The sequence below is a fragment of the Stenotrophomonas sp. B1-1 genome (genome assembly GCF_010894375.1).
Taxonomy (GTDB): domain Bacteria; phylum Pseudomonadota; class Gammaproteobacteria; order Xanthomonadales; family Xanthomonadaceae; genus Stenotrophomonas.
Map to the genome: position 1 here is coordinate 1 of NZ_JAAIUZ010000038.1, position 7,644 is coordinate 7,644.

Consider the following 7,644-nt stretch of genomic DNA (forward strand, 5'->3'; position numbering starts at 1 on the left):
ACCCGCACCCCGTTTGATGGGGCGGTGATTGATCGAGCCGTGCAGCTGACCGAGGGGGCCGATATGCCCGATGAAGTCCGTGCCCGGCTGTTGCTGGCGCGTGCCCGGGGCGTACTCGGCACCGGTAGCGACGATGCGTCGCTGCCGCTGGACGCCGTCACTGCAGCGGTTGCCGACCTGCGCCGAGCGATCGCGCTGCACGATAGCTGTGGCGGCAAGGAAGACCTCAAGCGCGCTGAGCGCATGTTGAAGAGATTCGAGGCCAGCTGATCCAACCGCTGGCTCACACTGAGCGTACCCCGCAACCCCGCCGGCTCGGGGCCGATCATTCACAGCGTGCTGATGGATGTGACGCCCCGACCACCGGCGATCAGGACATCACCATGAGCAGCTTTACCGCCAATTCCTCTACCCCTTCAAAGCAAGATCCCATCGCTGCCGGCGATTTCTGGCCACGCATCGAGATGGATGTGCTGCGCGAGACGATCCGTATTCCAGGCAATGTAACCCCACAACGCCTGCGTGCGACCGTAGTGATGGCCGTGATGTCAGTGATGGCCGAATTAGACTCTTGGCGCACCGAGCGGGAAGCAGCCGGCTATCGCACCTTGAACGAGGTGCCGGCGGCGATCGTCGATGGCCAGCCCTATTTGGTGCAGCTGTTTCTGCGCGCGGTCTACTGCGCCACCGCTGTGGAGTTGCACGAGCGGTACCGCAGCTATGACGCCACCGCTCAGGGCAATCAGCGCGCCGATGATCTAAGCCCCACCATTGATGAGATGCGCCGGGATCTGCGCAATGCCATCAGCGATCTGCTCGGTACCCGCCGGGTCACCGTGGAGCTGATCTGATGCGCGTGATGGCCCTGCAAGGCGACACGCTCGATGCGCTGTGCCACCGCCACCTGGGTACCACCGCCGGCATGGTGGAAAAGGCCCTGGCACTCAATTACGGGATCAGCCTGCACGGGCCGATCCTGCCGCTGGGCACCGTTATGGAGCTTCCCGAGGTGCCGACCCCATCCGCGGGCGCCGTGGTGCGCCCGCTGGTTCAACTCTGGGACTGATGATGACCGAACCCACCTCCACCGGCAGCATGGCCGCCCTGGCCGCTAGCGTTGGCCTGGCCTCGCTGCTGCCTGGCATCGAGACTGATGCCTTCATTGGCGCCTTCGCTGGTGCCACCTTGTTTGTCGTCTCGGCCAAGGATCTGTCGCTGTTCAAGCGCGTGATCTACCTGGCCATCAGTGTGGTGGCCGGCTACCTAGGCGGTACCGAGGTCATGGTCCGCTTCGATGTGGCCTCCAGTGGCCTGGCTGCCTTCCTGTGCGCGGCCACCATCATCACCCTGACCCTGGCCCTGATCGAGCGCAGCCGCAGCGCTAATCCGCGCCACCTGCCGCGTGGAGGCTGCGATGGTTGAACTGCTCACCCCTGCAACCTTGCTGTGCTGCCTGGCTATCTGCGCACGCCTACTGAGCTATCGGCCTGCGCCTGGCGCCCGACACCGCCCGGGCATTGCCTGGGCCGCCTGGCTGCTGATCGCCGCCACCGGCGGTCAGGCCCTGCAGATCCTGCTGCTGGGCCAGCGTGCACCCGTCAGCGGTTGGCAGCTGATCCTGCTGCTGATCCTGGCAGTGGCCGTGTACCGCGCACGCGGCAATCTAGCCCAGTTGTTTGAAGGCCGCTGACATGCTCACCGCTGCACTACTCGCCCAGATCATGCAGTGCCCGCTGCCGCGCGCCCAGCGCTGGGTCGATCCGCTGAACGCGGCCATGAAGCGCTTTGGCATCACCACGCCGGTGCGTGTGGCCTACTTCCTGGGCCAGCTGGGCCATGAGAGTCTGAGTCTGTCGCGGGTGGAGGAATCGCTCAGCTACAGCCGCGCCCGCCTGCTGGACGTGTTTGGCGCCTATGTAGATGCCGATGAGGCGGCGGCCTTTGTGCACCAGCCGGTCAAGCTGGGCAATCGGGTCTATGCCAACCGCGATGGCAACGGCACCGAGACCAGTGGCGATGGCTACCTGTTCCGAGGGCGCGGGCCGATGCAGCACACCGGCCGGGGCAACTATCGGCATGTCGGTCAGCTTATTGGCCAGCCGCTGGAAGAACAGCCGACCCTGCTGCTGGAGCCGGAAATCGGCGCCATGGCCGCTGCTGCCTACTGGCGCGATGCCGGCCTCAACACCCTGGCCGACAAGCGCGACGTGTTGGCCGTCAGCCGCACCGTGAACCTGGGCAATGCGCGCAGCCGCGCCACGCCCAACGGCCTGGCCGATCGCACCGCGCGCACCACTCGCGCCCTGGCTTTGCTGGGAGTGCGCTGATGCTCCAGCGCCTCCTGCTAGCGCTGATCCTGGTGCTGGCCACGGCCGGCCTGTTCAGTTGCCAACAGATCCGCGTCAGCCGCGCCATGACGGCACTGGATCGTGCCAACGACGCCCTGGACCGCGCAAACGCCGAAAAGGCGGACTTGGCCAACCAGCTGACCCTGGCCCAGGGCACTACCCGCGTCGTGACCGAATACGTGGACCGCGTCCAGGTCGTACGCGAGCACGGCGACACCATCGTCAAAGAGGTCCCTGTCTATGTCACCCAAAATGCGGATGCTGCCTGCGCTGTGCCTGCTGGCTTCGTGCAGCTCCATGACGCCGCCGCGACCGGCCAACCTGCCGGTGTTGCCGGCGATCCTGATGCGCCCGCCGCCGGCGTTGAACTCTCTACCGTCGCCCAAACCGTCGCCAGCAACTACGCCCTCTGCCACGCCACTGCCGAGCAAGTGATCGGCCTACAGGGCTTGGTGAGGGAACTGCATGCCGCGCTCGGTGGCCAGGAACATGCACCATGAAGAAGCCCCAGCTCTTACGCCAGCACCTGGTGGCCGCCCTGCCCTGCCTACAGGCCGACCCCGAGCGCCTGCTGATCTTTGTCGACAACGGCGGGGTGGCTGGCACCTACCGACCCGGCGCCTCGTTTGAATACCGCTACACCCTGGACCTGGTGCTAACCGACTTTGCCGGCGCCCCGGAGGCGGTGATGGTACCGCTGCTGCAGTGGCTGACCCGTCATCAGAGCGAACTGCTGGCAAACCCTGCCAATCGCGACAAGCTGACCTTTGAGGTCGATGTGCTGTCCGACAACCTGGTGGATTTGGCCATCAAGCTGCCGCTAACTGAGCGCGTGCGTGTGGTGCGCGATGCAGGCGGTGCGCTGATACTGGAGCACTTGCCCGAACCGCCCACCGAGGACGAACACACCGATACGCTGGCCGGGGGCGCGCTGTTGGCCGATGGCGTGGTGATCGCCACCCTGCCGACCATCGCGTAATGAACGCAGATCTGCAGCGCCTTGAGAACTGGGTCGCGCCGCTCCTACAGCAGCTGCAACCTGCCCAGCGCAGCCGGCTGGCCCGCAAGGTGGGCACCGCGCTACGTCGCGCGCAGCAACAGCGCATTGCGGCCCAGAAGAACCCGGACGGCTCGCCCTATGCGGCCCGTCGCAATCCGCCCAGCCGCCGCGCCAAGGCCGGGCGCATCAAGCGCGGGGCGATGTTTGCCAAAATCCGACAGGCGCGCCACCTGCGCGTGCGCGCAAACCCCAATGAAGTGGCCGTGGGTTTTACCGGACGTGTCTCGCGTATCGCTATGGTCCACCAGGAAGGCCGGGGCGATAGCGTGAGCAAAGGCGGCCCACGCGTGACCTATCAGCGGCGTCAGCTGCTGGGCTTTACGCAAGCCGATGTTCTTCAGGTCCGCGAACTAATTTTGGGCCACCTCCGCCAGCAGTGGCAGCCTTACCCCAAGTGAAACGTTGCAGCACGGCAATGTACACCGCCCGTGTCAGTCCAGATAAGGCCATGGCGCACACCATCGAGCGGCCGACATGCGTTGTGATGTAAAAGGCGAGCGGCCGAGGCAATCAAAGTCGCTCTAGATCAAGCTAAACCGACGAAGCGCAACCATCGGCACAAATGAACACCGCAAGAAAATTCGAATATTTTCGAACAATATCGGCCAGGCGCTAGACCCAATATCACGTCCAAAAGAGGGAAGATCCAGCGCGGCTCAGCCACTTCGATCGAAGATCTGTACCCAACAGATCAACTATTGCTTCCCGGTCAACGCGCATCATCCAGCCAACCATCTTCAAGCGAACCTTCATGGTAATTATTCGATCATCTTCGCCTCCACCTAGCCCGACCCGCATCTACCTGGGCGATGGAGTTATGTGCCGACCTGGAGAAGCTCGCACCTTCGCACAGAAAATTGTCGAAGCGTGCAATAGACGATGCACCACGGAGATAATCTCCACCCACCCGCACAGCGACCCGACCTCTGCAGAAACATTCCGCTGTCTGGCCAAAGGTTACTTTGGCTCTATCGAAGATCGCATTGAAAGTAAGTCACTCTTGATGCAGATGGACATTGCTCGAATCCCTTCGCTTCGCAATCACGCCCAGGCCATTGCAGAAGGTGATGCGGTTGCGATCCAAACTTTGCGCACCCAAGTCGACAACGCACCTATCACAGCGTTATTTGACAGCCTCTGCATCTCTCACCAGCAAGGCTCATTAATCTTGGCTATGGAAGAGCTTTCGAACGATGACATCCAACCCCTAATCGAGGAGGCACGCACAAACATCTTTCTTCGCCATGGCGCAAATCCACGAAATTTAGCCAATTATGTTGCACAAGGAATTTCATGGACGCATCCGCGAAACGATAGGAATGTTGCAATTGCCCTGGAATACACAATTTCGCAGATTCCGCCTGAGCAGTTGCGGGAAGATCAGAATGAGGGGGATTATCAAGTTCTTTTACGAGTCGCGAGTACGCCACGCGATGGCATTGAAGCACTGACCACTCATATCGAACAACTCTCCGATCAGGATTTTCAGGCAGTGCTGCGTCAATGTGCCGTAGAACTTCTGGTATGGGGTGAAGTACAACGCAGCGACGCAAAAAATTGTGTGGGAATCACACTTGCCCTTGCCAATGAAGGTGGGCGACTGGAGCTCAAGAAGCTGATCGAGCAACCTTATCGGGACCCCAATGTGATGCTCATCGGCTAAAGGTAATCTGTAGCGCGTGACACTACGTGTCAGGGCAATAGTGAAGTGTCCGCGGCCCGACGACGATGCTTCAACCTTCGTGTCGGGCCGTTATTGTGTCCACCTTTACCGCCGTTGATCTATCAAAGCTGCCCGTACCCGATGTGTTCGAGCAGCTCTCCTTCGAGCAGCTGCTCGCCCAGCGCGTGGCCGAGCTCCACCTCTACCTGCCCAACGTGCTGCTGCTCGAGTCCGAGCCGCTCTATAAGCTGCTCCAGGCCAGCGCGTACCGCGAGCTGATCCTGCGCGAGCAGTTCAACCAGCGCGCCAAAGGTCTGCTGCTGGCCTATGCCCAGCACGGCGACCTGGATCACCTGGCCGCACCGTTTGGCGTCACCCGGCAACTGCTGACACCGGCCGATCCGGTCACCGGCACGCCGGCGGTGTATGAAGATGATGCCGCCTTCCGCCGCCGAATCCAGCTGGCCCCGGAGGGCCTGTCTGTCGCCGGGCCGGAAGGTGCCTACATCTTCCATGCCTTGGGCGCCGATCCGCGTGTGCTCGATGCCAGCGCGATCAGCGATGCGCCGGGCGTGGTGCGTGTGTCGATCCTCTCGCGCGAGGGCGATGGTAGTGCCTCCAGCGAGCTCATCACTGCCGTGGATGCGGCGCTTTCGGCCGACTCGGTACGCCCGCTGACCGACTACGTCATTGTGCAAACGGTGGAGGTCGTGGCCTTTGCCATCGACGCCAGCGTGTACACCTTCGCCGGCCCCGATGCGCAGGTGGTGCTCGGCGAGGCCCGCCGACGCCTGCAGGCCTATGTGGATGACTCCCACCGCATCGGACGCGATGTGACCCGCTCGGGACTGTTTGCAGCCCTTCATGTCGAGGGCGTGCAGCGCGTGGAACTGCATGCGCCGCTGGCCGATATCGCCGTGACAGCCACCCAGGCCAGTCACTGCACCAGCATCACGCTCACCAATGGCGGGGTGGGCGATGACTGAGGCCGTTGCCCGCCCGGTTCGCGCCATGCCGTTTGCCGTCGGCAATGGTGCCACCTCCCGTTACCGCCTGAGCATTGCCGGCTATGCCTGGCCGGACATCCGTCAGTTGCAGGAGGTCTATCTCAGTGATTGGCGTGGCACTGTGCCCCTGTCCAATCGGCCGCGCAGCAATCAGCTCGTCTACTCGCAGCAGCCGGACCGATCACCGTGGAAGGGCAGCAACTGCCAATTACTGACCGAGCTTCCAGCGCCGGACGGCAGCGCCACCGCTGTACGTCTGATCCCGACCGGCGCTACTCCCAGGTCGCATTACGTGCGTCAGCCGATCACCGTCCCGGCACTGTCGCAAGGGGCAGCCGTCTCGGCCTATGTCCGCAGCGACGGCGCATCGCGAGCGGTGCTGACCTTGTCCAGCCCCACCGGCGCCGTGCAGGTGGAGTACCGCTTTGCCGACGCCCGCTTCACCTGCGTGCAAGCGCCAGCAGGCGTTACGGTGGCCGCCGACCCGCTCGAAGATGGTTGGGTGCGCCTGCGGTGCGAGAACGTGCCCAACCTGAGTCCGCAGGCCCGAGAGCTCACGGTATACCCCTCCTGCGAGGGTAGCCTGGCCGGTCCCTGGAGCCGGATCAATGCCACCGCCATCGTCTCGGATCCATCGCCGATCGCCGGGGTGAACTACGACGGCCTGATCGAAACCGCCGTTTCCACCAATCAGCACCATTACGCGTACCTGCGCCACATCGTGCGTGCCGGGCATCGCTACCGGCTTCGTCTGGCCGCACGCGAGCGCAACGGCAGCAAGCGCTACCTGGGGTTGCAGTTGCAGAGCACCGACGGCGCCGTGGCGCGCACCAATCGCTTGGCCGTCGACCTGGCCGAGGGCATTGTGGTCGGACCGATGGATACCCCTAATGTGAGCGCGCTGCGCATCGTGCCCAGCGGCGACGGCGGCCGGTTGATCGAGATGGATGTCACCGGGGTGGCCGATGGGCTGCTGATGCTAGCGCTCTATCTGCACGTACGCCCCGACAGCGATCAATACCCGGGTGATGGGGCCTCCGGCTTGGACATCACCGCCCCTTACCTGTGGGATCTGGACGATGCAACGAGCCCGGTATATCCGTACACCAGCACGAGCGTTGTGCCAGGTGGCGAGGAACATGCATTGCGCTTGTGGGGAGCGCAGCTGGAGTACGGCCCACAGGCCACCGGCTACATCCCCACCTTTGCTACATCGGTCACCGTGGTCGATTACCGGCTTCAGGCGCCCTGGACGATCACGCTGGATCAGCCCTTGCCTGCCGGCGCACGGCTGAGTTGGGACGGGATCATCGGCCATGTACCCTCCCCTACCCTGTTGCCGCCCAATGCCACCGCGCTGGAGCGTGCCGGCGAAGCGGCCGATGCCTGCCTGATGCAGGTGCCCATGACCCATGGCTTGCTCAAGGATCCGATGCGCTGCCCGACCGGCTTCCTGCCGTGGCTGGCCTGGGAGATGTCCCTGGATAGCTGGGACAGCGCCTGGCCCGAGCGTATCAAGCGCCAGCGCATTGCCAGCGCCATCCCGATCCAGCGCAGCAAGGGCAC

The 7,644-nt window shown here is 63.4% G+C and carries 11 protein-coding genes and 1 pseudogene; all 12 read left to right on the forward strand.

The features are described 5' to 3' along the window. A pseudogene (locus G4G00_RS21255) lies at window positions 1-270 on the forward strand (terminase); the annotation flags it as partial. Window positions 271-383: 113 nt separating this feature from the next. After that, complete coding sequence (locus G4G00_RS21260) at window positions 384-851, forward strand: head completion/stabilization protein (RefSeq protein WP_164276426.1); 468 nt, start codon at window positions 384-386, stop codon at window positions 849-851. Then, window positions 851-1,066 carry a tail protein X gene (locus G4G00_RS21265; protein ID WP_164276429.1) on the forward strand — a complete coding sequence of 72 codons (216 nt, stop codon included), beginning with the start codon at window positions 851-853 and terminating at the stop codon, window positions 1,064-1,066. The genes G4G00_RS21260 and G4G00_RS21265 overlap by 1 nt, the downstream gene beginning before the upstream one ends. Before the next feature lie 2 nt (window positions 1,067-1,068). Continuing rightward, window positions 1,069-1,422 carry a putative holin gene (locus G4G00_RS21270; RefSeq protein ID WP_164276433.1) on the forward strand — a complete coding sequence of 118 codons (354 nt, stop codon included), beginning with the start codon at window positions 1,069-1,071 and terminating at the stop codon, window positions 1,420-1,422. Continuing rightward, window positions 1,415-1,690: a phage holin family protein gene (locus G4G00_RS21275; protein WP_164276438.1), complete on the forward strand. Its 276-nt coding sequence runs from the start codon at window positions 1,415-1,417 to the stop codon at window positions 1,688-1,690. The genes G4G00_RS21270 and G4G00_RS21275 overlap by 8 nt, the downstream gene beginning before the upstream one ends. A gap of 1 nt (window position 1,691) precedes the next feature. Beyond that, complete coding sequence (locus tag G4G00_RS21280) at window positions 1,692-2,327, forward strand: glycoside hydrolase family 19 protein (protein WP_164276441.1); 636 nt, start codon at window positions 1,692-1,694, stop codon at window positions 2,325-2,327. Next, entirely contained in the window at window positions 2,327-2,848 is a 522-nt protein-coding gene (locus G4G00_RS21285) for a hypothetical protein (protein WP_164276444.1), read from the forward strand. Before G4G00_RS21280 ends, G4G00_RS21285 begins: the two co-directional genes overlap by 1 nt. After that, a complete protein-coding gene (locus tag G4G00_RS21290) occupies window positions 2,845-3,327 on the forward strand; it encodes a phage tail protein (protein ID WP_164276447.1) in 483 nt (160 codons plus the stop codon). Before G4G00_RS21285 ends, G4G00_RS21290 begins: the two co-directional genes overlap by 4 nt. Next, window positions 3,327-3,806, forward strand: a complete 480-nt coding sequence (locus tag G4G00_RS21295) for a phage virion morphogenesis protein (RefSeq protein ID WP_164276450.1) — start codon at window positions 3,327-3,329, stop codon at window positions 3,804-3,806. Before G4G00_RS21290 ends, G4G00_RS21295 begins: the two co-directional genes overlap by 1 nt. A gap of 605 nt (window positions 3,807-4,411) precedes the next feature. Next, window positions 4,412-5,071 (forward strand): hypothetical protein, encoded by a 660-nt coding sequence (locus G4G00_RS21300; protein ID WP_164276453.1) that lies wholly within the window; start codon window positions 4,412-4,414, stop codon window positions 5,069-5,071. A 95-nt stretch (window positions 5,072-5,166) separates the two neighbouring features. Continuing rightward, on the forward strand, window positions 5,167-6,057 hold the full coding sequence (locus tag G4G00_RS21305) for a baseplate J/gp47 family protein (RefSeq protein WP_205515589.1): 891 nt from the start codon (window positions 5,167-5,169) through the stop codon (window positions 6,055-6,057). 1,330 nt (window positions 6,058-7,387) lie between these two features. Then, window positions 7,388-7,644, forward strand: a 257-nt coding sequence (locus G4G00_RS22050) for a phage tail protein I (protein ID WP_240336204.1), incomplete at its 3' end; no start/stop codon positions are given.

Bases quoted from the DNA above. Each gene is read 5' to 3' on its own strand.
- G4G00_RS21290 (WP_164276447.1), top strand. From the start codon at position 2,845: ATGAAGAAGCCCCAGCTCTTACGCCAGCACCTGGTGGCCGCCCTGCCC.
- G4G00_RS21265 (WP_164276429.1), top strand. From the start codon at position 851: ATGCGCGTGATGGCCCTGCAAGGCGACACGCTCGATGCGCTGTGCCAC.
- G4G00_RS21275 (WP_164276438.1), top strand. From the start codon at position 1,415: ATGGTTGAACTGCTCACCCCTGCAACCTTGCTGTGCTGCCTGGCTATC.
- G4G00_RS21270 (WP_164276433.1), top strand. From the start codon at position 1,069: ATGACCGAACCCACCTCCACCGGCAGCATGGCCGCCCTGGCCGCTAGC.
- G4G00_RS21285 (WP_164276444.1), top strand. From the start codon at position 2,327: ATGCTCCAGCGCCTCCTGCTAGCGCTGATCCTGGTGCTGGCCACGGCC.
- G4G00_RS21260 (WP_164276426.1), top strand. From the start codon at position 384: ATGAGCAGCTTTACCGCCAATTCCTCTACCCCTTCAAAGCAAGATCCC.
- G4G00_RS21295 (WP_164276450.1), top strand. From the start codon at position 3,327: ATGAACGCAGATCTGCAGCGCCTTGAGAACTGGGTCGCGCCGCTCCTA.
- G4G00_RS21300 (WP_164276453.1), top strand. From the start codon at position 4,412: ATGCAGATGGACATTGCTCGAATCCCTTCGCTTCGCAATCACGCCCAG.
- G4G00_RS21280 (WP_164276441.1), top strand. From the start codon at position 1,692: ATGCTCACCGCTGCACTACTCGCCCAGATCATGCAGTGCCCGCTGCCG.